Origin of the sequence: Leclercia tamurae (genome assembly GCF_025566055.1) — a bacterium.
Classification (GTDB): Bacteria; Pseudomonadota; Gammaproteobacteria; order Enterobacterales; family Enterobacteriaceae; genus Enterobacter; species Enterobacter tamurae.
Genome location: NZ_JAMHKS010000075.1, coordinates 316,062 through 341,265, shown reverse-complemented (window position 1 = coordinate 341,265; position 25,204 = coordinate 316,062). Strand labels below are relative to the sequence as shown.

21 protein-coding genes, 1 tRNA gene and 1 pseudogene are annotated in these 25,204 nt (G+C 57.3%); 15 read left to right on the top strand and 8 right to left on the bottom strand.

Annotated elements, in window-relative coordinates; translation table 11 throughout:
- Positions 1 to 150: 150 nt before the first annotated feature.
- Entirely contained in the window at positions 151 to 1,341 is a 1,191-nt protein-coding gene (gene uxuA, locus M8318_RS16150; protein ID WP_262663517.1) for a mannonate dehydratase, read from the bottom strand.
- A 205-nt stretch (positions 1,342 to 1,546) separates the two neighbouring features.
- On the opposite strand from uxuA, the gene M8318_RS16145 reads away from it, so the two are divergent.
- The 9 genes from M8318_RS16145 (at position 1,547) to yejF (ending at position 13,195) form a co-directional block, all read left to right on the top strand.
- Positions 1,547 to 3,013 carry a mannitol dehydrogenase family protein gene (locus M8318_RS16145; protein WP_262663516.1) on the top strand — a complete coding sequence of 489 codons (1,467 nt, stop codon included), beginning with the start codon at positions 1,547 to 1,549 and terminating at the stop codon, positions 3,011 to 3,013.
- A 124-nt stretch (positions 3,014 to 3,137) separates the two neighbouring features.
- Positions 3,138 to 4,124: a CobW family GTP-binding protein gene (locus tag M8318_RS16140; RefSeq protein ID WP_262663515.1), complete on the top strand. Its 987-nt coding sequence runs from the start codon at positions 3,138 to 3,140 to the stop codon at positions 4,122 to 4,124.
- 32 nt (positions 4,125 to 4,156) lie between these two features.
- A complete protein-coding gene (locus M8318_RS16135) occupies positions 4,157 to 4,846 on the top strand; it encodes a phosphatase PAP2 family protein (protein WP_262663514.1) in 690 nt (229 codons plus the stop codon).
- Between the two features lie 440 nt (positions 4,847 to 5,286).
- The gene (mepS, locus tag M8318_RS16130; protein WP_106995370.1) at positions 5,287 to 5,856 is read left to right on the top strand and encodes a bifunctional murein DD-endopeptidase/murein LD-carboxypeptidase; all 570 of its coding nucleotides are present in this window, start codon (positions 5,287 to 5,289) and stop codon (positions 5,854 to 5,856) included.
- A gap of 181 nt (positions 5,857 to 6,037) precedes the next feature.
- Entirely contained in the window at positions 6,038 to 7,594 is a 1,557-nt protein-coding gene (locus M8318_RS16125; protein ID WP_262663513.1) for a cyclic di-GMP phosphodiesterase, read from the top strand.
- 75 nt (positions 7,595 to 7,669) lie between these two features.
- A complete protein-coding gene (locus M8318_RS16120; RefSeq protein ID WP_262663512.1) occupies positions 7,670 to 9,475 on the top strand; it encodes an extracellular solute-binding protein in 1,806 nt (601 codons plus the stop codon).
- Between the two features lie 9 nt (positions 9,476 to 9,484).
- The gene (locus M8318_RS16115) at positions 9,485 to 10,579 is read left to right on the top strand and encodes a microcin C ABC transporter permease YejB (protein ID WP_262663511.1); all 1,095 of its coding nucleotides are present in this window, start codon (positions 9,485 to 9,487) and stop codon (positions 10,577 to 10,579) included.
- The gene (locus M8318_RS16110; RefSeq protein ID WP_262663510.1) at positions 10,579 to 11,604 is read left to right on the top strand and encodes an ABC transporter permease; all 1,026 of its coding nucleotides are present in this window, start codon (positions 10,579 to 10,581) and stop codon (positions 11,602 to 11,604) included. The genes M8318_RS16115 and M8318_RS16110 overlap by 1 nt, the downstream gene beginning before the upstream one ends.
- 1 nt (position 11,605) lies before the next feature.
- Positions 11,606 to 13,195 carry a microcin C ABC transporter ATP-binding protein YejF gene (gene yejF, locus M8318_RS16105; protein WP_262663509.1) on the top strand — a complete coding sequence of 530 codons (1,590 nt, stop codon included), beginning with the start codon at positions 11,606 to 11,608 and terminating at the stop codon, positions 13,193 to 13,195.
- A gap of 3 nt (positions 13,196 to 13,198) precedes the next feature.
- Here the strand turns inward: yejF and M8318_RS16100 are convergent, their stop codons facing one another.
- The 3 genes from M8318_RS16100 to rsuA form a co-directional block, all read right to left on the bottom strand.
- Complete coding sequence (locus tag M8318_RS16100; RefSeq protein WP_106995376.1) at positions 13,199 to 13,543, bottom strand: YejG family protein; 345 nt, start codon at positions 13,541 to 13,543, stop codon at positions 13,199 to 13,201.
- Between the two features lie 333 nt (positions 13,544 to 13,876).
- Complete coding sequence (locus tag M8318_RS16095) at positions 13,877 to 15,073, bottom strand: Bcr/CflA family multidrug efflux MFS transporter (protein ID WP_166183014.1); 1,197 nt, start codon at positions 15,071 to 15,073, stop codon at positions 13,877 to 13,879.
- 15 nt (positions 15,074 to 15,088) lie between these two features.
- Positions 15,089 to 15,796 (bottom strand): 16S rRNA pseudouridine(516) synthase RsuA, encoded by a 708-nt coding sequence (gene rsuA, locus M8318_RS16090; RefSeq protein ID WP_106995378.1) that lies wholly within the window; start codon positions 15,794 to 15,796, stop codon positions 15,089 to 15,091.
- A 151-nt stretch (positions 15,797 to 15,947) separates the two neighbouring features.
- On the opposite strand from rsuA, the gene M8318_RS16085 reads away from it, so the two are divergent.
- A complete protein-coding gene (locus M8318_RS16085; protein ID WP_262663508.1) occupies positions 15,948 to 17,708 on the top strand; it encodes a DEAD/DEAH box helicase in 1,761 nt (586 codons plus the stop codon).
- Positions 17,709 to 17,834: 126 nt separating this feature from the next.
- Positions 17,835 to 18,119, top strand: a complete 285-nt coding sequence (gene rplY / locus M8318_RS16080) for a 50S ribosomal protein L25 (protein WP_106995380.1) — start codon at positions 17,835 to 17,837, stop codon at positions 18,117 to 18,119.
- Positions 18,120 to 18,170: 51 nt separating this feature from the next.
- On the opposite strand, the gene yejK is transcribed toward rplY, so the two are convergent.
- Entirely contained in the window at positions 18,171 to 19,178 is a 1,008-nt protein-coding gene (yejK, locus tag M8318_RS16075) for a nucleoid-associated protein YejK (protein WP_262663507.1), read from the bottom strand.
- A gap of 134 nt (positions 19,179 to 19,312) precedes the next feature.
- On the opposite strand from yejK, the gene M8318_RS16070 reads away from it, so the two are divergent.
- The 3 genes from M8318_RS16070 to M8318_RS16060 all read left to right on the top strand — a co-directional run bounded on the left by M8318_RS16070 (position 19,313) and on the right by M8318_RS16060 (position 21,469).
- Positions 19,313 to 19,540: a YejL family protein gene (locus M8318_RS16070; protein ID WP_032612681.1), complete on the top strand. Its 228-nt coding sequence runs from the start codon at positions 19,313 to 19,315 to the stop codon at positions 19,538 to 19,540.
- A 19-nt stretch (positions 19,541 to 19,559) separates the two neighbouring features.
- Positions 19,560 to 21,320 (top strand): LPS biosynthesis-modulating metalloenzyme YejM, encoded by a 1,761-nt coding sequence (gene yejM / locus M8318_RS16065; protein WP_262663506.1) that lies wholly within the window; start codon positions 19,560 to 19,562, stop codon positions 21,318 to 21,320.
- Between the two features lie 72 nt (positions 21,321 to 21,392).
- Positions 21,393 to 21,469: transfer RNA gene (locus M8318_RS16060), tRNA-Pro, on the top strand.
- Between the two features lie 50 nt (positions 21,470 to 21,519).
- On the opposite strand, the gene M8318_RS16055 is transcribed toward M8318_RS16060, so the two are convergent.
- The 3 genes from M8318_RS16055 to M8318_RS16045 all read right to left on the bottom strand — a co-directional run bounded on the left by M8318_RS16055 (position 21,520) and on the right by M8318_RS16045 (position 24,485).
- Positions 21,520 to 22,923 (bottom strand): CBM96 family carbohydrate-binding protein, encoded by a 1,404-nt coding sequence (locus M8318_RS16055; RefSeq protein WP_262663505.1) that lies wholly within the window; start codon positions 22,921 to 22,923, stop codon positions 21,520 to 21,522.
- Positions 22,924 to 23,014: 91 nt separating this feature from the next.
- Positions 23,015 to 24,199, bottom strand: a complete 1,185-nt coding sequence (locus M8318_RS16050) for an MFS transporter (RefSeq protein ID WP_262663504.1) — start codon at positions 24,197 to 24,199, stop codon at positions 23,015 to 23,017.
- A 25-nt stretch (positions 24,200 to 24,224) separates the two neighbouring features.
- Positions 24,225 to 24,485 (bottom strand): DUF2534 family protein, encoded by a 261-nt coding sequence (locus tag M8318_RS16045; protein ID WP_262663503.1) that lies wholly within the window; start codon positions 24,483 to 24,485, stop codon positions 24,225 to 24,227.
- A gap of 192 nt (positions 24,486 to 24,677) precedes the next feature.
- Here M8318_RS16045 and eco point away from each other — a divergent pair.
- Positions 24,678 to 25,174: pseudogene (gene eco, locus M8318_RS16040) on the top strand (serine protease inhibitor ecotin).
- Positions 25,175 to 25,204 lie beyond the last annotated feature (30 nt).

The window sequence follows — 25,204 nt, the reverse complement described above, 5'->3', positions numbered from 1 at the left end:
CCGTGGCATCCATACCGGCCTTTCCGGCAAGATAGTGACGTACGGCCGCAAGTTTTACAGCAGAAGAATGTTTCATAAACTGCACCCTCAGATGTCAGATCGTGTCCAACATTTTGGGTGCAGTTCAAAGCCGCCACCCGGCAACTGAACCTACAGAAGTTCTGGATACTTCGTCATCTTCAGCGCCAGCTCCACGCCGCGCACCTCGGCCATCCCCTTCAGACGCCCAATCGCCGAATAACCCGGGTTGGTTTTCTTACGCAGATCGTCCAGCATCTGGTGCCCGTGATCCGGACGGAACGGAATCGGACGCAGATCGCCTGCCTGCTTACGGCGCTGCTCCTCACGCAGAATCGCATCCACTACCGCCACCATGTTCACGTCGCCGCCAAGGTGCGCCGCTTCGTGGAAGGTTTTCGGGTTATCTTCCCGGCAGGTGGCCCGCAGGTGGGTGAAGTGGATCCGGTCGCCAAAGGTTTCAATCATCTGCACCAGGTCATTATCGGCACGCACGCCGTAGGAGCCGGTACACATGGTGAAGCCGTTGTTGATGCTGTCCACCGTCTCTTTCAGCCACTGCATATCCTCAATAGTGGAGACGATACGCGGCAGGCCGAGGATCGGACGCGGAGGATCGTCCGGGTGGATCGCCAGACGTACGCCCGCCTCTTCCGCCACCGGCACGATGGCGCGCAGGAAGACGGCCATGTTCTCCCGCAGCTGGGCTTTGTCGATGTTGCCATACTCCGCCAGACGCGCGCGGAACTGGTCGAGGGTGTAGCCCTCTTCCGCACCCGGCAGGCCAGCGATGATGTTACGGGTCAGTTTTTCAATATCGGCATCGCTGGCATTGTCGAACCACACCTGGGCCTGCTGCTGCTCTTCGGCGGTGTAATCTGCCGCCGCGCCGTCGCGCTTCAGGATGTGCAGCTCGAAGGCGGCAAAGGCGATCTGATCAAAACGCAGCGCTTTTGAGCCGTCCGGCAGTTCGTATTCCAGGTCGGTACGCGTCCAGTCGAGGATCGGCATAAAGTTGTAGCACACGGTATCAATCCCGCAGGCCGCCAGGTTGCGAATGCTCTGCTGGTAGTTGGCAATCCAGGTCTGGTAGTCGCCGGAGTGGGTTTTGATCTCTTCGTGAACCGGGATACTTTCCACCACCGACCAGGTCAGCCCTTTCTCTGCCAGCAGCGCCTGACGCACTTTAATCTCCTCCACCGGCCATACCTGACCGTTGGGAATATGGTGCAGTGCGGTGACGACGCCCGTTGCGCCAGCCTGACGCACATCATCAAGAGAAACCGGGTCTTTCGGCCCGTACCAACGCCAGGTTTGTTCCATTGATTCACCCTCTAAAGTTGTTATACCAATATTATCTACCGAGATGACGACTACCATACATGCCTGACCAGACAGGTCAATGCGTCTCGCTATATTGATTGATCCATCTCACAGTTCCCGGATAATTACGGCTCACCAATTCAATTTGTTGTCATATAACTTTACACTGGCATTGTTAATTAATGGTTAATCAGGTGTTTATTTCATGAAGACAATTGCCTCCACCGCGCTACCCGCTCACGTGTTACAGCCGCAGTACGATCGCCAGGCATTACGCTCCCGTATCGTCCATTTCGGCTTTGGTGCCTTTCATCGCGCGCATCAGGCGCTCCTGACCGATCGGGTGCTCAACGCCAACGGCGGCGACTGGGGGATATGTGAGATTAGCCTGTTTAGCGGCGATACGCTGATGAGCCAGCTGCGCGCGCAGGATCACCTGTTTACGGTGCTGGAAAAAGGCGCTGAGGATAATCAGCCGATTATCGTCGGGGCGGTCCATGAATGCCTGAACGCTAAGCTTGATTCGCTGGCGGCCATTATTGAGAAGTTCTGCGAGCCGCAGGTGGCGATTGTCTCCCTGACCATCACCGAAAAAGGCTATTGCATCGATCCGGCCACCGGCAAGCTGGATACCCGCAATGAACGCATCATTCACGATCTGGACCATCCCGATGCGCCGCACTCCGCACCGGGGATCCTTGTCGAAGCCCTGCATCGCCGTCGCGAGCGCGGTCTGGCCCCGTTCAGCGTGCTCTCCTGCGATAACATCCCCGATAACGGCCATGTGGTGAAAAACGCGGTGCTGGGGATGGCCCACAAACGCTCGCCGGAGCTAGCAGAGTGGATCGCCGCCAACGTCAGCTTCCCGGGCACCATGGTGGACAGGATCGTACCCGCCGCCACCGATGATTCCCTTGCTGAAATCGCCCGTGAAGTGGGCGTCGAAGATCCGTGTGCCATCAGCTGTGAGCCCTTTATCCAGTGGGTGATCGAGGACAACTTCGTCGCCGGTCGTCCGGAGTGGGAAGTGGCGGGCGTGCAGATGGTGCAGGACGTCCTGCCGTGGGAGCAGATGAAGCTGCGCATGCTCAACGGCAGCCATTCGTTCCTGGCTTATCTCGGCTATCTGTCCGGTTTCGCCCATATCAACGACTGCATGGCGGACAGCGCCCTGCGTGACGCCGCCCGTCGCCTGATGCTTGAAGAACAGGCTCCGACGCTGCGCATTACCGGGGTGGACCTCACCGCCTATGCCGACAGCCTGATCGACCGCTTCGCCAACCCGGCGCTGCAGCACCGCACCTGGCAGATTGCGATGGACGGTAGCCAGAAGCTGCCTCAGCGGATGCTGGAGAGTATTCGGTTCCACCGCCAGCGCGACACCGCCTGGCCGCTGCTGGCCCTCGGCGTTGCGGGCTGGATGCGTTACGTCAGCGGCGTGGACGATGCGGGTAACGCTATTGATGTCCGCGATCCGCTGAGCGATAAAATTCGCGCCATTGTTGAGACCAGCAGCGAAGAGGAGCGCGTCACCGCCCTGCTGGCGCTGAGTGAAATCTTCGGCACTGACCTGCCGCAGGATCCGCAGTTCGTGGATGCCGTCGCCGGAGCTTACCAGCGCATCCGCCAGTCGGGTGCCCGCCAGGCTATTATCGATACGCTCCAGGCTTAACCCTTTATGCGCTTAAGGCGAGCGGGAACCCTCTCGTTCGCCTGCCCTCTTCCCAACGCTGTTCTTTTCCGCCAGGATTACTGATAATTGTTATAGCATTACAATTATCATCCCTGGAGCACCTGTGACTAAAACCAATCTCATTACTGGCTTTCTCGGCAGCGGGAAAACCACGTCGATACTGCACCTGCTGGCGAATAAAGATCCTGGTGAAAAATGGGCCGTGCTGGTCAATGAATTTGGCGAGATCGGCATTGATGGCGCCCTGCTGGCCGATAACGGGGCGCTGGTGAAGGAGATCCCGGGGGGATGCATGTGCTGCGTGAACGGCCTGCCGATGCAGGTGGGGCTGAACACCCTGCTGCGTCAGGGCAAGCCCGACCGGCTGCTGATTGAACCCACCGGGCTGGGCCATCCGAAGCAGATCCTCGACCTGCTGACCGCCCCGGTCTATGAGCCGTGGATCGATTTGCGCGCCACCCTGTGCCTGCTCGACCCGCGTCAACTGCTGGACGAAAAATATGTCCAGAACGAGAATTTCCGCGATCAGCTTGCCGCCGCCGACATCATCATTGCCAATAAAGAGGATCGCGCCACCGCGGAAAGCCGCGCCGCGCTGGATATCTGGTGGCAGCACTTCGGCGGTGATCGTCAGCTCTCGCACACCACCCAGGGGAATATCGATCATGCCCTGCTTGACCTGCCGCGGCGTAATCTGCAGGCGTTGCCCGCCAGTGCTGCCCATCCCCACAGCCACGGCGAAAAACAGGGCCTGGCCGCGCTGAGCCTGCCTGCTCACCAGCGCTGGCGTCGCAGCCTGAACAGCGGCCAGGGGCATCAGGCCTGCGGCTGGGTGTTCGATGCCGACACCTGCTTCGACACCATCGGTTTGCTGGAGTGGGTCCGGCTGGCACCGGTCGAGCGCGTGAAGGGGGTGATGCGTATTCCCGAGGGGCTGTTACAGGTCAATCGCCAGGGGGCCGATTTTCACATCGAAACCCAGGGTGTCACGCCGCCGGATAGCCGAATAGAGTTAATTAGTGCGGTTAACACCGACTGGAACGCCCTACAGTCGAGCTTGTTGAAGCTTCGTTTAAGTTCGGGCGACTAACGTTGCCTGTTTTGACAGCTCAGGGCATGATGATGAAAACCCGACTATTACCCATTTTATTGCTCAACCTCGCTGGCCTGGCGCTCTTTTTATCCTGGTATCTGCCGGTCAACCACGGTTTGTGGTTCCCGCTGGACAGCGGGATATTTCACTTCTTTAACCAGCAACTGGCAGAGAGTCGCGCCTTCCTGTGGCTGGTGGCGATCACCAATAACCGGGCCTTTGACGCCTGCTCCCTGCTGGCGATGGGCTACCTGATGCTGACCTTCTGGCGCAACGAGAGTGCTGCCGGGCGGCGGCGTATTCTGATGATCGGCCTGGTGATGCTGCTGACGGCAGTGGTCCTGAACCAGCTGGCACAGGCTCTTATTCCGGTGAAACGCTCGAGTCCGACGCTATTTTTCCCGGATATCTACCGCGTCAGTGAATTGCTGCATATTTCGACAAAAGACGCCTCGAAGGACAGTTTCCCGGGCGATCATGGGATGATGCTGCTTATTTTCACCGCCTTTATGTGGCGCTATTTTGGTCATAAGACTTTCGCATTAGCCCTGATTATTTTTATGGTTTTCTCTTTCCCGCGGGTAATGATTGGCGCGCACTGGTTCAGCGATATTGCCGTCGGATCCCTGTCAGTGGCGTTGATTGGGCTTCCATGGTGTCTGATGACCCCCTTAAGCGATCGCTTAATAGGCTTATTTGATCGCTACCTGCCCGGATAATTCAACATCTCTAAAACAAGTTACTAACCGAAATTAACAGTGCAGATCAGGGATCATTGCAGATCCCTGATGTATTATCCGCCCGTCCACCGCGCGCCTGTCATCTTCCTGTCATAATAATCACGTTAGAAATTAACGGCTTGTTTATTCCTTAACCTAAATTTCCCTGCACTGTCGCTATCCCGGCAGTCAACTTTCGGTATCACATTTTCTTATAAAAAATTGGTTATTTTTACTCGCAATGACCGCGTCGATCGGGTACTCTCAGACTCGTTTTACCTCAGCGCTGCAATTATTATCGTTGTAAATAAATTTGTGCGATTCGCCACAGATTTGACCATAAAGAATTGTCTGATAGTGCGCAGGTATTTAGTCTCGTCTCGCTTGGCATTTTTTATAACGATATTTGTCGTTAAGGACTTCAAGGGATAATAAACAACATGGTCAAATCTCAACCGATCTTGAGATACTTCTCACGGGTGATCCCGGCGATTGCAGTAGCGGTTCTGCTTTCAGCTTGTAGCGCATCGAATACCGCAAAGAATATGCATCCTGAGACGCGTGTTGTGGGGTCGGAAGACGCCTCTTCACTGCAAGCTTCTCAGGATGAATTTGAAAAAATGGTCAGCAATCTGGATATTAAATCCCGATTAATGGACCAGTATGCTAGCTGGAAGGGCGTGCGCTATCGCCTGGGCGGCGATACACGTAAAGGGATTGATTGTTCCGGTTTCGTACAACGTACTTTCCGCGAGCAGTTTGGTTTAGAACTTCCGCGTTCGACCTATCAACAACAGGAAATGGGCAAATCGATCTCGCGTAGCAGCTTACGCACCGGCGATTTAGTGCTGTTCCGTGCGGGTTCTACCGGCCGTCATGTCGGCATCTATATTGGTAACGACCAGTTTGTCCACGCGTCCACCAGCAGTGGTGTGACGATCTCCAGTATGAACGAACCGTACTGGAAAAAGCGCTACAATGAAGCGCGCCGTGTACTGACTCGCAGTTAACCGCCTGTGCTGTCCGTTTCCCTTGACTGACAGCATGGTAAAAAAGCACTGCTTATGCAGTGCTTTTTTTTTGTACCTCAACATGGAAATCAGGACTGGTCGTTCCAGGCTATAGTCTGATAGTTGCGTGAGTTTAGCCGTCATGATAACGCGGGCGGCACATCAGGATCCGATACCATTTATGTTTACCCGCCATTTATCAACCCGTCGAAGAGTGCTGATGCTCAGCGTCCTTGTCGGTCTTATTGTCGCCCTGCTCTGCGGCGGTATGCAGTTTTTTTTCAGTTATCACAAACGGGAAGTTAAATACGATAATCTGATTACCGACCTCCATGACTACATGGCAGATTATTTTAAAGAGCTGCGCATCTCAGTTGATGAATTGCAGCCGCTGACCTTAAGCCAGTGCCACGAAGTCAGCGCCGAATTAACCTCCCGCGCCGCATTCAGCCTTAACGTCCGGGCCTTTCTGCTGGTTAAAGATAAAATCGCCTTCTGCTCGTCAGCAACCGGGCCATTGCATGTGCCCCTCAGCGAGCTGGTGCCGGATATCGACATTAATAAAGAGGTCGATATGGTCCTGCTGCCCGGTACGCCGATGATGCCGAAAAAACCGGCCATTGTGTTATGGCACCGAAATCCGCTGCTGGATAACGGCGGGGTATTTACCTCTATTAATCTCAACCTGACCCCCTATCTGTTATATACCGCCCGCCAGGATGAGTTTGCCGGTATTGCCCTTATTATCGGCAAGACCGCTTTTTCGACCTATTCAAACCGGTTAATCCCTGTTTCGGACCTGAAGGAACACCCTGCGCGCGCCAGCCAGATTGAGGGGCTGCCGCTCACCATTCATCTGTACGCCGAAACCTGGACGCTGGCCGATCTGCAATTTGCGCTGCTGTTTGGGCTGATGTGCGGCTCCAGCATTGGGGTGCTCTGTTTCTACGGGCTGATGAACCGCGCTAATCCGCGCAAAGAGATCCTCACCGCCATTAAGCAGAACCAGTTTCACGTGGTCTATCAGCCGGTCGTGGATGCGGCTACTCTGCAGCCGGGCGGCGTTGAGGTGCTGATGCGCTGGCACCATCCCGGCGCCGGGGAGATCCCGCCGGATGCCTTTATTAGCTTTGCGGAAGCGCAGAAATTAATTGTGCCGCTGACGCTGCATCTCTTCGACCTGATCCTGCGCGACGCCCCGGCGTTGAAAAAATGCCTGCCGCCGGGTTCCAAGCTGGGGATTAATATCTCACCGGGCCATCTGCACGCCGACAGCTTCAAGGACGATATGCGCAAATTCGCCGCCTCGCTGCCGCCAGATCATTTCCAGATTGTGCTCGAAATTACCGAGCGCGATATGCTGAATCAGCGGGAAGCCACGAAGCTGTTTGAGTGGCTGCATCTGGAAGGGTTTGAAATCGCGGTGGATGACTTTGGGACCGGGCACAGCGCCCTGATCTACCTTGAGCGTTTCACCATGGACTATCTCAAAATCGACCGGGGCTTCGTCAACGCCATCGGCATGGAGACCGTCACTTCCCCGGTGCTGGACACGGTGCTGACCCTCGCCCGGCGGCTGAATATGGTGACCATCGCCGAAGGTGTCGAGACCCCCGAGCAGGCGAAATGGCTGCGCGATCACGGCGTCAATCTGCTACAGGGCTACTGGATCAGCCGCCCGATGCGCCTGGAGCAGCTTATGACCTGGAAACCGGATGTCGATCCCGACAGCGAATAATTTCCAAACCACCGCTACGTCACTTATTATTCAGATATCCGGCCCGGCCAGAGTGTAAGAGGAAAACGTAGCGGAATGATTGTGCGCATAATAGTGCTGCTGATGGCGATGATGAGTGGGCTCAGCCAGGCGCAAACCATCAAAGAGGGCTACGCGTTCGCGGTGATTGGCGAGCCGAAATACGCCATCAACTTCGATCATTACGATTACGTCAACCCCGCTGCGCCGAAAGGGGGCAGCGTCACCCTGGCGGCCATTGGCACCTTCGACAACTTCAACCGCTACGCCCTGCGCGGCGTGGCGGCCGAGCGCACCGACGCCCTCTACGATACCCTCTTCACCACCTCTGATGATGAGCCCGGCAGCTACTATCCGCTGGTGGCAGAGCAGGCTCGCTACGCCGATGATTTTTCGTGGATGGAGCTGACCATCAACCCGCTGGCGCGCTTTCATGACGGCACACCGGTGAAGGCCAGCGACGTGGCCTTTACCTTCCATAAATTTATGACCGAAGGGGTACCGCAGTTCCGGCTGGTCTATAAAGGGGCCACGGTGACGGCCATCGCCCCGCTGACGGTGCGCATCGCCATCGCCAAACCGAATAAAGAGGACATGCTGAGCCTGCTCACTCTGCCGGTGATGCCCGAGAAGTTCTGGAAAGATCACAAGCTCAGCGATCCGCTCTCCACCCCGCCGCTGGCTGGCGGGCCATACCGTATCACCCGCTGGCGGATGGGCCAGTATCTGATCTACTCCCGGGTGAAGGATTACTGGGCGGCCAACCTGCCGGTGAACCGGGGCCGCTGGAATTTTGACACCCTGCGCTACGACTACTATCTGGACGATAACGTGGCCTTCGAAGCCTTCAAAGCGGGTGCCTTTGATATGCGGGTAGAGAGCAGCGCCAAAAACTGGGCCACGCGCTACATCGGGAAAAACTTTGACCGTGGCTTTATCGTGAAAGAGGCGCTGAAAAACGACTCCGCTCAGGATACGCGCTGGCTGGCGTTTAATATTCAGCGCCCGGTATTCAGCGATCGCCGTGTTCGCCAGGCCATTACCCTTGCCTTTGATTTTGAGTGGATGAACAAGGCGCTGTTCTACGGCGCCTACAGCCGGGTGAACAGCTATTTCCAGAATACGGAGTACGCGGCGAAGGGCTACCCGGATGCCGCGGAACTGACGCTTCTCGCCCCGCTGAAAAGCGCTATCCCGCCCGAGGTGTTTACCACCGTCTTCCAGCCGCCGGTCTCAAAGGGCGATGGCTACGATCGTAATAACCTGCTGAAAGCCAGTCAGCTGCTGGACGAGGCCGGGTGGGAAATCAAAAATAAGCGGCGGGTCAACAAGCATACCGGCAAACCGCTGAGCTTTGAGCTGCTGCTCCCCTCGGGCGGCAATAACCAGTGGGTGCTGCCGTTCCAGCACAACCTTGAACGGCTGGGCATTACCATGAACATCCGCCAGGTGGATAATTCGCAAGCCACCAACCGGATGCGCAACCGTGATTACGATATGATGCCGCGCCTGTGGCGGGCGATGCCCTGGCCCGGGACCGATCTGCAGATCTCCTGGTCCTCGGAATACATTGATTCAACCTATAATGCGCCGGGGGTGAAAAACCCGGCCATCGACGCCCTGATTGCGCAAATTGTTGCCGCGCAGGGCGAGAAAGAGAAGCTCCTGCCCCTCGGGCGGGCGCTGGATCGGGTCCTGACCTGGAACTATTACATGCTGCCAATGTGGTTTATGGCCCAGGACCGGGTGGCCCGTTGGGATAAATTCGCCCTGCCGGCCCAGCGCCCGGTCTATGCGCTCGGGTTTGAAAACTGGTGGTATGACGTTAACAAAGCGGCGAAACTACCCGCCGAGCGGCGTTAAGGATTCGCAATGGGCGCTTATTTACTTCGTCGTTTACTGCTGATAATCCCCACCCTGTGGGCGATTATCACCATCAACTTTTTTATCGTGCAGATCGCGCCGGGCGGCCCGGTGGATCAGGCCATTGCCGCCATCGAGTTCGGCAACAGCGGGTCGATGCCCGGTGGGGGCGATGAAGGGATGCGCGCCAGCCACGCCCGCACCGGGGTGGGCAACATCAATGAAAGCCACTATCGCGGCGGGCGCGGCCTCGATCCAGAGGTGATCGCCGAGATCACCCAACGCTACGGCTTTGATAAACCGATCCACGAACGCTACTTCAAAATGTTGGGGGACTATCTGCGCTTTGATTTTGGCGACAGCCTGTTCCGTAGCGCCTCGGTGCTGCATCTGATCAAAGAGAGCCTGCCGGTGTCCATTACCCTGGGGCTGTGGGGGACCCTGATTATCTACCTGGTCTCGATCCCGCTCGGCATCCGCAAAGCGATGTATAACGGCAGTCGGTTCGATATCTGGAGCAGCACCTTCATTATTATTGGCTATGCGATCCCGGCGTTCCTCTTTGCCGTGCTGCTGATCGTCTTTTTTGCCGGGGGGAGTTATTTCGACCTCTTCCCGCTGCGCGGGCTGGTGTCGACCGATTTCAGCAGCCTGCCGTGGTACAAGAAGATCACCGACTATTTGTGGCACATCACCCTGCCGGTGCTGGCGACGGTGATCGGCGGCTTTGCGGCCCTGACCATGTTGACCAAAAATGCCTTCCTCGACGAGATCCGCAAGCAGTACGTGGTCACCGCCCGCGCCAAAGGGGTGAGCGAGCGAGGCATCCTGTGGAAACATATTTTTCGTAACGCCATGCTGCTGGTTATCGCCGGCTTCCCGGCCACCTTTATCAGCATGTTCTTTACCGGCTCCCTGCTCATTGAGGTGATGTTCTCCCTCAACGGTCTGGGGCTGCTCGGCTACGAGGCCACCGTCTCGCGGGATTATCCGGTGATGTTTGGCACGCTCTATATTTTCACCCTGATTGGCCTGCTGCTGAATATCCTCAGCGATATCTGCTATACGCTGGTCGATCCACGCATTGATTTTGAGGGTCGCTGATGCCGCGCTTAAGCCCCATCAACCAGGCCCGCTGGGCTCGCTTTCGGGCCAATCGCCGCGGCTACTGGTCGCTGTGGATTTTCGCCCTGTTTTTCGCCCTCAGCCTGTGCTCAGAGCTGATCGCCAACGACAAGCCGCTGCTGGTGCACTTTAACGATCGCTGGTACGTCCCGGTGGTCAAAAATTACAGCGAAAGCGATTTTGGCGGCCCCTTCGCTACTGCGGCAGATTATCAGGACCCCTGGTTACAGGCGCAGCTCAACGACCACGGCTGGGTGCTCTGGACCCCGGTCCGCTTCGGTGCCACCAGCATTAACTTTGCCACCACCACCCCGTTCCCGTCTCCGCCTTCGACACAAAACTGGCTGGGTACCGATGCCAACGGCGGGGATGTGCTGGCGCGCATTCTCTACGGGACGCGGATCTCGATTCTGTTTGGCCTGCTGCTGACCCTGTTTTCCAGCGTGATGGGGGTGCTGGCCGGGGCGATTCAGGGCTACTACGGCGGCAAAATTGACCTCTGGGGGCAGCGGTTTATCGAAGTCTGGTCCGGCATGCCGACGCTGTTCCTGATCATTTTGCTCTCCAGCGTGGTACAGCCCAACTTCTGGTGGCTGCTGGCGATCACGGTGCTCTTTGGCTGGATGGCGCTGGTGGGCGTAGTGCGGGCAGAGTTCCTGCGCACCCGTAACTTCGACTACATCCGCGCCGCCCAGGCGCTGGGGGTGAGCGATCGCGGGATCATTTTCCGCCACATGCTGCCGAACGCCATGGTGGCCACCCTGACCTTCCTGCCGTTTATCCTGTGCAGCTCCATCACCACCCTCACCTCGCTCGATTTTCTCGGCTTCGGGCTGCCGCTGGGGTCGCCGTCGCTGGGCGAGCTGCTGTTACAGGGCAAAAACAACCTGCAGGCGCCGTGGCTCGGGATTGCTGGTTTTCTCTCCGTCGCTGTTCTGCTCTCGCTGCTGATTTTTATTGGCGAAGCGGTCCGCGATGCCTTTGACCCAAATAAGGCGGTGTAAGATGACCCAGCCTCTGCTTCACATCGACGCCCTCTCCATCGCCTTTCGCCAGCAGGGCGAGCTGCGCACCGTGGTGAACGATATTTCCCTGCAAATCGATGCCGGGGAGACGCTGGCGCTGGTAGGGGAATCGGGTTCCGGGAAGAGCGTCACCGCCCTCTCCGTGCTGCGCCTGCTCCCCGCCCCGCCGGTGGTCTACCCGCAGGGCGATATCCTGTTTCACGGTCAGTCGCTGCTGCATGCCGACGAGCGCACCCTGCGCGGGGTGCGCGGCAATAAAATTGCGATGATTTTCCAGGAGCCGATGGTGTCGCTAAACCCGCTGCACACCCTCGAAAAACAGCTCTACGAGGTGCTCTCCCTGCACCGTGGGATGCGTAAGGAGGCGGCCCGCGGGGAGATGCTCGACTGCCTCGAGCGCACCGGGATCCGCAACGCCGCCAAACGGCTGGCGGATTTTCCCCATCAGCTCTCCGGCGGTGAACGCCAGCGGGTAATGATTGCCATGGCGCTGCTGACCCGCCCGGAATTGCTGATCGCCGATGAACCCACCACCGCCCTGGATGTTACGGTACAGGCGCAGATCCTCCAGCTGTTACGCGAGCTGCGCGACGAGCTGAACATGAGCCTGCTGTTTATCACCCACAACCTCAGCATCGTGAAAAAGCTGGCCGACCGGGTGGCGGTGATGCAGAGCGGTCGCTGCGTGGAGCAGAACCGGGCCGCGACGCTGTTAGCTGCCCCACAGCATCCCTACACCCAGCGGCTGCTCAACAGCGAGCCTGCCGGGGATCCCGTTCCGCTGCCGGATACGGCCCAACCGCTGCTGAGCGTAAAAGATCTCTCCGTGGCGTTTCCGGTGCGCAAAGGCCTTCTGCGCCGGGTGGTGGATAATAAGCAGGTGCTGAACAACGTCAGCTTCACGCTGCGCCCCGGAGAAACCCTGGGGCTGGTGGGCGAGTCCGGCTCCGGGAAGAGCACCACCGGGCTGGCGCTGCTGCGCCTGATCGCCTCGAAAGGGGAAATTATGTTTGACGGCCAGCCGCTGCACCGCTGGGATCGCCGACAGATGTTGCCCGTCCGCCACCGGATACAGGTGGTGTTTCAGGATCCGAACTCCTCCCTGAATCCGCGTCTCAACGTACAGCAAATTATTGAGGAGGGGCTACGGGTGCATCAGCCTGACCTCAGCGCGCAGGCGCGTGAAAAGGAGGTCATTCGGGTGATGGGCGAAGTGGGACTGGATCCGCAGACCCGGCATCGTTATCCGGCTGCGTTTTCCGGCGGCCAGCGCCAGCGCATCGCCATTGCCCGCGCGCTGATCCTGCGCCCGGAGCTGATTATTCTGGATGAACCAACCTCATCGCTGGACAAAACCGTGCAGGCGCAAATCCTGGCCTTGCTGAAAGATCTGCAGGAGAAACACCGGCTGGCCTATATCTTTATCAGCCACGATCTCCAGGTGGTACGCGCGCTGTGTCATCAGGTGATTGTGTTACGGCAGGGAGAGGTGATCGAGCAAGGGGAGTGTCAGCGCGTGTTTGCCGCGCCGACGCAGGAGTATACGCGTCAGCTGTTAACGTTACGCTGACGCTCAGACAGGAGCCTGACCTGCTACGGATTCGGCGATCGCCACCCCGAAGTTTTTCAGGCGGCAGGTCGCCGCGAACTCATCCTGGCTTTTCACGAACAGGCACGGCTCGCCTTCGCACTCCAGCACCGAGCTGTAAAGCTCAATATCAGTCAGGGCCTGACTTAGCTTTTCCATCACCGGCCATGCGTTGCCCTCTTCCGGGCCCAGCAGCTTGAGCGCCACCAGACAGTTGTCACCGTTCGCGGCATTTTGCGGAATCGGTTCAACCTTCGAACCTGCAAAACCCGCCGACCAGCGATAGCTTTGCGGCAAGCGATGAATAATGGAGAGCTGTAATGTATTCACGTCTGTTCCCCGGAAGCACAATATACTTCACAATCTATTTACATTTATAGTAACACATCATTAAACACTTGCTCTGTTTTGAGTAAGAAAACGCTTACACCCAGTTCCTGCGGGCTCTGGCGTCTTATTTATCAGGGCTTTTAGTCAGTGTTTCAGATCGATAGCGGCGCTATATGTACCCGTTTCTGTGATCTAACACAACCTTTTTAGGTACAAAGCTGTGACTATTTACACAAATATATTTTACATAAAAGAAACAAACATGGCCTCAGAGAAACCAGTTTTGATTGACCCGCATCAAAAAAGGGCCCCGTCGGGACCCTTTTTTGTGCGTTATTTCACCGCTTTTCGTGGCCGACTGGCGTAGAGGCAGAACAGAATTGAGCCGGTGGCGCACAACGCAATTGACCAGAGCATCGGCCAGGCGCTGGTAAAGGTCGCCAGGGAGAGCAGCGCCCCGACAATGGCACCAATGCCGAAGCGGAAAGTGCCCGCCAGGGAGGAGGCGGTCCCGGCCATATGCGGGAACTCGTCGAGGATCACCGCCATCGCGTTAGACGACACCATCGAGATACAGCCGACAAACGCCGCGATACCCACCACCAGCGTCCAGAAGCCGACGTCGAAGAAGGCAGTCACCACCATCCACACCGCCATCACGAACTGGATCCACAGTCCGATGCGGAACATGTTCAGCGCCCCCACCTTGCGGACGAAGCGGCTGTTAATCATGGTCAGCACAAAGATGAACACCACGTTCAGCGCAAAGTAGTAGCCAAAATGCTGCGGGGAGACGTGGTTAAGCTCGATGTAGACAAACGGCCCGGCGCTGAGGAAGGAGAACATCCCGGCAAAGCTGAAGCCGCTGGCCAGCATATAGCTCAGCACGCGCTTATGGCGAAACAGTGAGGCAAAGTTACCGAGGGTGGTGCGGATATGAAACTTCTGCCGATGCTCAGCGGGCAGGGTTTCCTTAATAAAGAAGAAGATCATCGCCGAGGCCAGCAGGGCCGCCAGCGCCAGGATCCAGAAAATCGCGTGCCAGCTGAACCACACCAGCACCGCGCCCCCGACCATCGGCGCCACCAGCGGCGCAACGGTGGTGACCAGCATGACAAAGGACATCATGCGGGAGAACTCTTCTTTCGGGTAGATATCACGCATCAGGGCGTTGATCACCACGCTGGCCGCCGCGGCCGCCAGGCCGTGGAAGAAACGCATCACAATCAGGTGATCGATGGACTGCGCCATCGCACAGGCTGCTGCGGCAGCGGCAAACACCAGCGTCCCGCCCAGCACCACCGGTTTGCGGCCCAGGCTGTCGGCCATCGGCCCGTACAGCAGCTGGCCGAGGGCAAAGCCGAGGATATAGGTGCTGAGGGTCATTTGTGCGCTACCCGCCGGGACGCCAAATTGCTCGGCGATCACCGGCAGCGCGGGCAGATACATGTCGATGGACAGCGGCATCAGCATGGCCAGCAGGCCAAGGATAAAGACAATGCTGAACGACGATTGTGGCCTGGTGGTCACAGTTAACTCCTGAAATTAGCGGGAAGAGAGGCCAACGCTGGCAATTTCTTCTTCCGTCAACGGGCGGTATTCGCCTGGCGCAAGGTCCGGGTCGAGAGCGATCTCGCCGATCCGCTCGCGATGCAGACCGACAACGTGGTTACCCACGGCCGCAAACATGCGTTTTACCTGATGGTAGCGCCCTTCGCTGATGGTCAGACGCACTTCGGTAGGGGTGATCACTTCCAGCACGGCGGGCTTAGTCAGATCTTTTTCATTATGCAGCTGGACGCCATGGGCGAATTGTTCTGCCGTGCTGTCACTGACCGGCGATTCCAGGTTCACCAGATAGGTCTTCTCGCACTGGTGACGCGGGGAGGTAATACGGTGCGACCACTGACCGTCATCGGTCATCAGCACCAGGCCGGTGGTGTCGATATCCAGACGCCCGGCGGCGTGCAGCTTGTGCGCCACAGGCTCATCGAGGAAGTAGAGCACGGTCGGATGATCGGGATCGTCGGTGGAGCAGACATAGCCTTGCGGCTTATTGAGCATGAAGTAACGCGGGCCGTTCTGCTGGGTCAGCGAATTGCCTTCATATTCCACCTGATGCTCAGGCTGGAGTTTGAACGCGCTGTCTCGCACAATATCGTCATCCACAGTAACGTGGCTGCCGCGAATCAGACGCGCAGCAATAGCGCGGCTTACGCCGAGTTGCTGAGCGATAAACTTATCAAGTCGCATGAAATAATTTTAGCCTTAAAGGTGCCAGGAGCCGGACGAGGCGCCCGGAAAAGAAGCAGTTAACAACAGCTCAGTATAACGGGCTCTGTGCGCCACTCAAGGGAAAAAGTTTCGTGGCATACTATATGCGGGATAACAAAGCTGAGTAACCATGAACTTTACACTTCGCCCCTATCAACAGGAAGCCGTGGACGCCACGCTCGCCCACTTTCGTCAGCATAAAGAACCGGCCGCCATCGTCCTGCCCACCGGGGCGGGCAAAAGCCTGGTGATCGCCGAGCTGGCGCGCCTGGCACGCGGGCGCGTGCTGGTGCTGGCGCACGTCAAAGAGCTGGTGGCGCAGAACCATGCCAAGTACCTGGCGCTGGGCCTCGAGGCCGATATTTTTGCCGCCGGGTTACAGCGCAAAGAGAGCCACGGCAAAGTGGTGTTTGGCAGCGTACAGTCGGTGGCGCGTAATCTGGATAAGTTTCAGAGCGAGTTCTCGCTGCTGATCGTCGACGAGTGCCATCGCATCAGCGACGACGACGACAGCCAGTACCAGCAGATCCTGACCCACCTGAAGAGCGTGAACCCACACATCCGTCTGCTGGGGCTCACCGCCACCCCGTTCCGCCTCGGTAAAGGCTGGATCTACCGCTTTCATTATCACGGCATGGTGCGCGGCAATGAAAAGGCGCTGTTCCGCGACTGCATTTACGAGCTGCCCCTGCGCTACATGATTAAACACGGCTACCTGACGCCGCCGGAGCGGCTGGACATGCCGGTAGTGCAGTACGATTTCAGCCGGCTACAGGTGCAGAGCAATGGCCTGTTCAGCGAGGCGGATCTCAACCACGAGCTGAAAAAGCAGGATCGTATTACCCCGCACATCATCAGCCAGATAATGGAGTTTGCCGCCGAACGTAAAGGGGTGATGATTTTTGCCGCTACCGTCGAGCACGCCCGGGAAATCACCGGCCTGCTGCCCCCCAGCGAAGCGCGGCTTATCACCGGCGAAACGCCGGGTAACGAGCGCGATCGACTGATTGACGATTTTAAGGCGCAGCAGTTCCGCTACCTGGTCAATGTGTCAGTGCTCACTACCGGTTTTGACGCCCCGCACGTGGATCTGATCGCCATTCTGCGTCCGACTGAATCGGTCAGCCTCTATCAGCAGATTGTCGGCCGCGGCCTGCGCTTAGCCCCCGGCAAAACCGACTGCCTGATCCTCGATTACGCCGGGAACCCACACGATCTGTACGCCCCGGAAGTGGGCGCGCCAAAGGGGAAAAGTGACAACGTCCCCGTGCAGGTATTTTGTCCCGGCTGCGGGTTTGCCAACACCTTCTGGGGCAAAACCACCGCCGATGGCACCCTGATTGAACACTTTGGTCGCCGCTGTCAGGGCTGGTTTGAAGATGACGAGGGCCATCGCGAGCAGTGCGACTACCGCTTCCGCTTTAAAAACTGTCCCCAGTGTAATGCCGAAAACGACATTGCTGCCCGCCGCTGTCGCGCCTGCGATACGGTGCTGGTCGATCCCGACGATATGCTGAAAGCGGCCCTGAAGCTGAAGGACGCGCTGGTGCTGCGCTGCAGTGGGATGGTGCTGGCCCACGGCGCGGACGAGAAAGGCGAATGGCTGAAAATTACCTATTACGACGAAGACGGCGCAGATGTGAGTGAGCGCTTCCGTCTCCAGACCCCCGCCCAGCGCACCGCCTTTGAGCAGCTGTTTATTCGCCCACATACCCGTACGCCGGGCGTGCCGCTGCGCTGGATCACCGCTGCCGATATCGTTCACCAGCAACCGCTGTTGCGGCATCCAGATTTTGTGGTGGCGCGCAAAAAAGGGCAGTTCTGGCAGGTCCGTGAAAAGGTATTTGATTATGAAGGTCGCTACCGCCGGGCCAACGAATTACGGGGATAAAGGGACTTTTCATTGATGTGTGGGCCATTTGCGTATAAAATGCCGCCCGCTTCACATCCGTGGAGCAGAACACTTACCTGCTGCTGGGTCGCCTGTAGCAGGACTAATATGTACAGAGAGAAATCAATGTTAACTATCAATGTAGAAGCACGTAAAGAGCAGGGCAAGGGTGCGAGCCGCCGCCTGCGCGTAGCAAACAAATTCCCTGCCATCATCTATGGCGGCGAAGCTGCTCCTATCGCAATCGAACTGGACCACGACAAAGTGTGGAACCTGCAGGACAAGCCTGGTTTTTACGGCGAAGTTCTGACCCTGGTTGTTGACGGTAAAGAAGAAAAAGTGAAGGTTCAGGCTGTTCAGCGTCACCCGTTCAAGCCAAAACTGTCTCACATCGACTTCGTTCGCGCGTAATCGCTAACGTATCGAGAAAAAACCCCGCATTGCGGGGTTTTTTTATGGCTGTTATTTACCGCCAGAGGTGCGACGTTGCAGCTGGTCGCGCAGGTTTGGCGGGGTGCCTTTAATGGTCAGCGTGTCGGTCGCCGGATCCCAGAAAATGCGCTCACCCAGCAGCATGGCATCGAAGTTAATGGTTAGCCCACCGCCGCTACCGGCAAATTTGGTGAGCTGACGCAGGGTGCTGCGATCCGCCGGGAAGCTCTCTTCCAGCTCATAGCCTTTCTCTGCCGTAAAGTCCTGGAAACTCACTTCGCTGACGCCAGCCAGCTCTTTAGACAGCGACTCCAGCTCGATCTCCTCTCCCGCCTGCAGCTGCTCGTTGCAGTAGGCGTACACCTGCTGACGCACGTTCTGGCGCTCGGATTTGTCCAGCTCGGCTTCTGCGGTGAAGTCATCCACCGCCTGCAGCAGGCCTTTGTTCTGCGCTTTGGCGTTCAGGCCTTCGCTGGCGCCGAGGAAGTCCATAAAGAAATCGGCAACCTTGCGCCCTACCCGCCCTTTCAGGAAGGTCAGATAGCGGGTCGATTCCGGATTGGTTTCCCATTCGGTCAAATCGATACGCGCCACGATATCCGCATGGTTGATGTCCAGATAGTGGGTGGAGCTGATATCCAGCTGCTCATTGACGCGCATGCTGCTTAAGTTGTTCAGCACCGCCACCAGCAGGTACTCCACCGCCAGGTAGCGATAGTGGCAGAACAGGACGATCCCGCCGTCGGCAAACGGGTACTTTGCCAGCTCATCGCGCAGACGGCCGGTAGCGGCCCGGCTGAAGGCGAGGAAATCCTCTTCACCCTGACGCTGCAGGCGCAGCGTCTGCGCCAGTTCACTCTCTTCGCTGAACAGGCCGTAGGCTTTGTTTTTAGCGCTGTACACCCGGTGCAGCTCCGCCATCATGTCGACTGCGGTAGGCGTGGGTTCCAGTAACGAATCGCGCAGCACCAGCTCAAGGGTTTGCTCATCACGCTTGATAAGCTGGTGCAGGGCAATCTGGTTGATATCCAGACTCATGATAAACTCTCCTTTTAGACCGGGCCGTATTCAACCACCCGTCAGACATGTATGCAACCGAAGATAAAAAAGGGGAAAAAAAGCTGTTGCTACGGTAATATGTTGCCCTTTCCTCCACAAACAGATTTCGATTTATGCCACAACTCTCCCGCTATAGTGATGAACACGTTGAACAAATGCTCAGTGAGCTGCTCAACGTACTGGAAAAACATAAGGCGCCAACCGACCTTTCCCTGATGGTTCTGGGCAATATGGTGACTAACCTTATCAATACCAGCGTTGCGCCGGCCCAGCGCCAGGCGATCGCGAAATCTTTCGCTCAGGCCTTACAGTCCTCGGTTAACGACGACCAGGCACACTAAGGGAAACGAACGACAGTTTATGGTGACGAATCGTCAGCGCTACCGTGAAAAAGTCTCCCAGATGGTTAGCTGGGGGCACTGGTTTGCCCTGTTTAACATTCTGCTGGCGATGGTGCTGGGCAGTCGTTATCTGTTTGTCGCCGACTGGCCGACGACACTGGCCGGGCGCGTCTATTCGTGGATGAGCGTCATTGGCCATTTCAGCTTTCTGGTCTTCGCCACCTATTTACTGATCCTCTTCCCGCTGACCTTTGTCGTCATGTCGCAGCGGCTGATGCGGTTTGTCTCCGCGATCCTCGCCACTGTGGGCATGACGCTGTTGCTTATCGACAGCGAAGTCTTTACCCGTTTCCACCTGCATCTTAATCCTGTCGTCTGGGAACTGGTGATTAACCCCGACCAGAACGAAACCGCGCGCGACTGGCAGCTGATGTTTATCAGCGTGCCCATTATCCTGCTGATTGAGATGCTGTTTGCCACCTGGAGCTGGCAAAAGCTGCGCAGCCTGACGCGTCGTCGTCGCTACGCCAAACCGGTTGCCGCCCTGTTCTTTATGGCCTTTATCGGCTCGCACTTCATGTATATCTGGGCGGATGCCAACTTCTATCGGCCGATTACCATGCAGCGCGCGAACCTGCCGCTCTCCTATCCGATGACCGCCCGCCGCTTCCTCGAGAAACACGGCCTGCTGGATGCGCAGGAGTATCAGCGCCGCCTGATTGAGCAAGGCGATCCCGAAGCGGTATCGGTACAGTATCCGCTCAGCGATCTGCGTTACCGTGATATGGGCCAGGGCCAGAACGTCCTGCTGATCACCGTTGACGGGCTGAACTACTCGCGCTTTGAGAAGCAGATGCCGACCCTGGCGGAGTTTGCCGATAAGAACATCAACTTTACCCAGCATATGAGTTCCGGTAACGCCACCGATACCGGGATCTTCGGCCTGTTCTACGGCATTTCGCCAGGCTATATGGACGGCGTGTTGTCGTCGCGTATTCCTGCGGCGCTGATCACCGGCCTGAACCAGCAGGGTTACCAGCTGGGGCTGTTCTCGTCTGATGGCTTCAGCAGCCCGCTCTATCGTCAGGCGCTGCTGTCCGACTTCTCGCTGCCGGCCACCCGCAGCCAGTCCGATGCCCAGACCGCCGGACAGTGGATCAGCTGGCTGAACCGCTATGCCCAGGATGATAACCGCTGGTTCTCGTGGGTTGCCCTCAACGGCACGACGCTGGATGAGAGCAACCAGAAAACCTTTGCCCGCCGCTACGCTCAGGCTGCCGGGGATGTGGATGCCCAGATTGCCCGGGTGCTGAACGCCCTACGTGAATCCGGCAAGCTGGAGAATACGGTGGTGGTGATCACCGCCGGTCACGGCGTGGCGCTGGGCGACGAGCGCAACGATGTCGACTGGTCCCGCCCTCGCCTGCATGTTCCGCTGGTGATCCACTGGCCTGGCACGCCATCGCAGCGCATTAACATGCTGACCGATCACAAAGATGTGATGACCACGCTGATGCAACGTCTGCTCCACGTCAGCACGCCAGCCAATGAGTATTCCCAGGGTCAGGATCTGTTCAGCGCCACCCGTCGCCACAACTGGGTGACCGCCGCCAGCAACAATACGCTGGCCGTCACGACGCCAGCTCTGACGCTGGTCCTGAGCAGTAACGGGAATTACAAAACCTATAACCTGCAGGGTGAAAAACTCAACGACCAGACGCCGCAGCTCAGCCTGCTGTTACAGGTCCTGACGGATGAGAAACGGTTCATCGCTAACTGATTTAAAATTAATCAGTTAGCCTGGGCTGGCCTTGCATTAAACGCGGAAATGGGTAGTATAAATTTCACGTGTCGGCACGTAGCGCAGCCTGGTAGCGCATCGTCATGGGGTGGCGAGGGTCGAGAGTTCAAATCTCTCCGTGCCGACCAAAAATTCCTCAAAAAAAACCAACCGCTTGCGGTTGGTTTTTTTATGCCTGTTAGATTTCCGGTGTATGTTTGTACCCGGTCAACATCAGCATCAGGCTCTCTTTTGAGTCCGCCGGGCTGAACTGGTAGTGGTTACCCTGACGGTCGCCACCGATGTACCAGGAGATCTCGGTTTTGCCTGCGGCCAGCGCTTTACGCACCGCCTTGTCGACATCCACCATCCGGTACTCACGCTTGTTGTTGAGATACAGGATCGCATCCGAGCTGTAGTTGCAGGAAGGCCGCTTATTCCAGGTGACGGTAGCCGGATCCCAGTCGTTGCTGGCCGGATAGAAGAAGATCTGATCCGCGCCGTTAGCTTCAACTTTCCCGCCGAAGATACGCACTTTGTACTTAAACAGGGACGGATCCTGGCCGGTCGGCAGCGCAGGGATCTTAAATTTCACCAGGCTCATGGTCTCGACGTTACGGGTACGACCGCCGTTTTTCCAGTTATCCTGGATTAACAGGGTCTGCGCCGTCGGAACCGGGGTGGTCGGCGCCTCGCTGCTCACCCAGACGTTGGCCTGAGCCTTTGAATAGCCATACGGCACGTTAGTGCCGCAGTCCATCCCCCGGTTCATGCACATCTCGGTCATAAAGCGGGCCCCCTCTTCAGTCCAGCCGTTCATAAAGTCGGCATGGGCGGTATACAGGCTGCCCCAGTGCTCCTCACGCGCGTCGCCATTCATGGTCGGGTCGAGGGACAGCTGCGCTTTGGCGGTATCCAGGGAGGTGATACCGTGCAGCACGTAGGCCACATTCATGTTTACCGTCGGGATCTTCACCGGGAAGCCGGAAGGACACTGACCTTTAACATCGTAGGTGGCATTGGCCATCCCGTGGTGCGGCTTCAGGTTGATGCCGTCCCAGCAGTTGGGGAACTGGATGCCGATATTAAACTGCACCGCATCTTTGGCTCTTCTCAGGCCGCACACTTCACCGATTTTATTGCTGTAGCCTTTGCCGTTGGCGCATAAAAAGGTGATCCGGGAGTTAGGTTTGCTGCCGTGGTGATCGCCCGCTACCATCGCCAGTCCGGCCGGGAACGGGCTGAGCGGATACTGATCGACATTTGAAGCCTGATAATAGGTTTTCTGGTAGGCAGGCTTCACCACCGTGCCGTCCGGAAGACGCAGGGAGGGTGCCCAGTAGGCCGAGCTGTCGGCTTTGTTATCGCAGGTAGTTTCTGACTGCTTGCGCAGCGAGGCATAGGATGAGAACGCATCGGTGCGGGTGTTACCAAAAAAGTCGTGCCACATCGCCTGATTGACTTTGCCGAACATCATTACGGCGTCATCCCCCAGGGTGTGGTTGTAAGCGCAGACGACGTGCGCCTGCGGGCCGGCATGCGCGTAAAGTGACGGCAGCAACAGAGCTGATGCCAGCGCGGTATAAAGTGTGGTCCTTTTCATAAAAACCTCCTGATAGAAAGGACCACATTGGTAACAAAACGGCGCTAACTCTCCGAATTTTTAGCGGAATAATTTTCCGCTGTGATGTGCTTTACAACACCGCCGGTCGCTTAAGCAGATATACCAGGGTCACAATGCAGATCGCCGCCCCGGCATAAAAGGTATATTCCGCTCCCCACACTTCCCAGATAATCCCCGCGCCCAGGCTAGCAATCAGCAGCGCCACGCCGCTCACCATGCTGAACAGGCCAAATGCGGTGCCACGCAGGTCGGCGGGTGCCGTTTTGGCGATCATCGCGGTCAGCAGTCCCTGAGTCATCCCCATATGGATGCCCCACAGCGCCACGCCAAGGATAATCCCCGCCCAGTGGGTTGTGAGCGCCAGCACGATATCCGCCGCGATCAACACTACCAGCCCCCACTGCAGCAGGCGGGTGTGGCTCATGACGTCAGAGAGTTTGCCGAACGGATAGGCAGAAAAGGCATAAAGCAGGTTCATGGCAACCATCACCAGCGGGATCAGCGCCAGCGGAATATCGGCCTGCTGGGCTCGCAACACCAGAAAGGCCTCACTGAAGCGGGCCAGGGTAAAGACTGCGCCGAGACCAATCACCCACCAGCAGCTCGCCCCGAGGCGTTTCAGGTTCTCTTTTTTAATGGGATTGGTGCGTTTATGGGCGATGGGGGTGGCGGGTTCATGCAGGCCAAAAAAGAGCAGCGCGACGGCAAGCACGCCGGGGATAACGGCGATCCAGAAGATGGTACGGAAATCGTCGTTCCACAGCAGCATCATGCCGACCGCCAGCAACGGACCAAGAAATGCGCCGATGGTGTCCATCGACTGACGCAGCCCGTATGCCGCTCCGCGAAGTTCCGGCGGCGTCACGTCGGCCACCAGCGCGTCACGGGGCGCGCCGCGGATCCCCTTCCCCACCCGGTCGATTAAACGTGCCCCAAGGATCATCCCCGACGAGGAGGCGAGCGCAAATAACGGCTTGCTGGCGGCACCCAGTCCGTAGCCCAGCAGCGCCAGTCCTTTGCGTTTTCCGAGATAGTCGCTGATGGCGCCGGAGAAGACTTTGACAATCAGCGCCGTGGCTTCCGCCAGCCCTTCGATAAGGCCAATAAAGATGACGCTGGCACCCAGCGTAGTCACCATAAACAGCGGTAACAGGCTATGAATGATCTCCGAAGAGATATCCATCAACATGCTGACGCCGCCAACCACCCAGACCCCTTTGGGGATCCGGCTCAGCGTGGAAAACCGGGAGACCATGTGCCACTCCTGCTAGCGGGAAAACTCAGTGCTTATCGCTGTCCCCGAGGAAAAAAATCCCCAGCGGGATGGCCAGCAGAACGGTAAAGACCGTGCTATAGACCAGCACCATCGCCGATTGCAGAACGTACATGCTGGTGGTCCACGCCGTCAGCGGAATGTTGTACTGCTCAATCACGCCGACGATCGTTACACGGCCAACCCCAATCACCGCGATCATAAACACCGTCAGCAATGCCAGCAGAAATTTTTTCCCGGCCGGCGTGTTAAGTTTTTGGCGTACCATGCATTTATTCCTTCACAGATGAATAACAATGATTGCCGCTTAACCTACCACGATCGTCGCCCCGGCACCAATCCAGTATTTAAAACCACAATAAAGGCAAATAGCCAGTGATATAAACCAGATATAAATAAAATAAAGGCAATAAAAACCACTTATGATAGTGTAGGCGTGAATCGTTTGACATAAAAAGGAATGACTGTGAAAAACGCACCTAAAAGCGTCGTCGCCCTGCTGGCCCTGGCCTGCGCCAGCGCATATGCCGCCCCTGCCGCTCAACCGCTTGAGAAAACGGCCCCGTATCCGCAGGCGGAGCACGGAATGAAGCGCCAGGTTATCGACCTGCCCCCACAGAAAGATGAAGCGAATTACAAAGTCGAACTGCTGATCGGCCAGACGCTGGAGGTGGACTGCAACGTGCATCGCCTGGGCGGCCAGTTAACCAGCAAGACGCTGGAAGGCTGGGGCTATGACTATTACGTCTTTGACAAGGTCACCTCGCCGGTCTCCACCATGATGGCCTGCCCGGAAGGGAAAAGGGGGCGAAATTTGTGACCGCCAGTCTGGGGGAGCATAGCCTGCTGCGCTATAACAGCAAACTGCCGATTGTGGTTTATACGCCGGAAAACATTGAGGTGAAATACCGCATCTGGCAGGCCGACGAGAAGATCGGGAACGCCGCCACACGTTAATAAAAAAGCCGGGTCAAATGACCCGGCTTT

Excerpts from the sequence above, each read along its gene's own strand:
- uxuA (WP_262663517.1), bottom strand. The coding sequence starts at position 1,341 with ATGGAACAAACCTGGCGTTGGTACGGGCCGAAAGACCCGGTTTCTCTT.
- M8318_RS16145 (WP_262663516.1), top strand. The coding sequence starts at position 1,547 with ATGAAGACAATTGCCTCCACCGCGCTACCCGCTCACGTGTTACAGCCG.
- M8318_RS16135 (WP_262663514.1), top strand. The coding sequence starts at position 4,157 with ATGAAAACCCGACTATTACCCATTTTATTGCTCAACCTCGCTGGCCTG.
- mepS (WP_106995370.1), top strand. The coding sequence starts at position 5,287 with ATGGTCAAATCTCAACCGATCTTGAGATACTTCTCACGGGTGATCCCG.
- M8318_RS16125 (WP_262663513.1), top strand. The coding sequence starts at position 6,038 with ATGTTTACCCGCCATTTATCAACCCGTCGAAGAGTGCTGATGCTCAGC.
- M8318_RS16120 (WP_262663512.1), top strand. The coding sequence starts at position 7,670 with ATGATTGTGCGCATAATAGTGCTGCTGATGGCGATGATGAGTGGGCTC.
- M8318_RS16115 (WP_262663511.1), top strand. The coding sequence starts at position 9,485 with ATGGGCGCTTATTTACTTCGTCGTTTACTGCTGATAATCCCCACCCTG.
- M8318_RS16110 (WP_262663510.1), top strand. The coding sequence starts at position 10,579 with ATGCCGCGCTTAAGCCCCATCAACCAGGCCCGCTGGGCTCGCTTTCGG.
- yejF (WP_262663509.1), top strand. The coding sequence starts at position 11,606 with ATGACCCAGCCTCTGCTTCACATCGACGCCCTCTCCATCGCCTTTCGC.
- rsuA (WP_106995378.1), bottom strand. The coding sequence starts at position 15,796 with ATGCGACTTGATAAGTTTATCGCTCAGCAACTCGGCGTAAGCCGCGCT.
- M8318_RS16085 (WP_262663508.1), top strand. The coding sequence starts at position 15,948 with ATGAACTTTACACTTCGCCCCTATCAACAGGAAGCCGTGGACGCCACG.
- rplY (WP_106995380.1), top strand. The coding sequence starts at position 17,835 with ATGTTAACTATCAATGTAGAAGCACGTAAAGAGCAGGGCAAGGGTGCG.
- yejK (WP_262663507.1), bottom strand. The coding sequence starts at position 19,178 with ATGAGTCTGGATATCAACCAGATTGCCCTGCACCAGCTTATCAAGCGT.
- M8318_RS16070 (WP_032612681.1), top strand. The coding sequence starts at position 19,313 with ATGCCACAACTCTCCCGCTATAGTGATGAACACGTTGAACAAATGCTC.
- yejM (WP_262663506.1), top strand. The coding sequence starts at position 19,560 with ATGGTGACGAATCGTCAGCGCTACCGTGAAAAAGTCTCCCAGATGGTT.
- M8318_RS16055 (WP_262663505.1), bottom strand. The coding sequence starts at position 22,923 with ATGAAAAGGACCACACTTTATACCGCGCTGGCATCAGCTCTGTTGCTG.
- M8318_RS16050 (WP_262663504.1), bottom strand. The coding sequence starts at position 24,199 with ATGGTCTCCCGGTTTTCCACGCTGAGCCGGATCCCCAAAGGGGTCTGG.
- M8318_RS16045 (WP_262663503.1), bottom strand. The coding sequence starts at position 24,485 with ATGGTACGCCAAAAACTTAACACGCCGGCCGGGAAAAAATTTCTGCTG.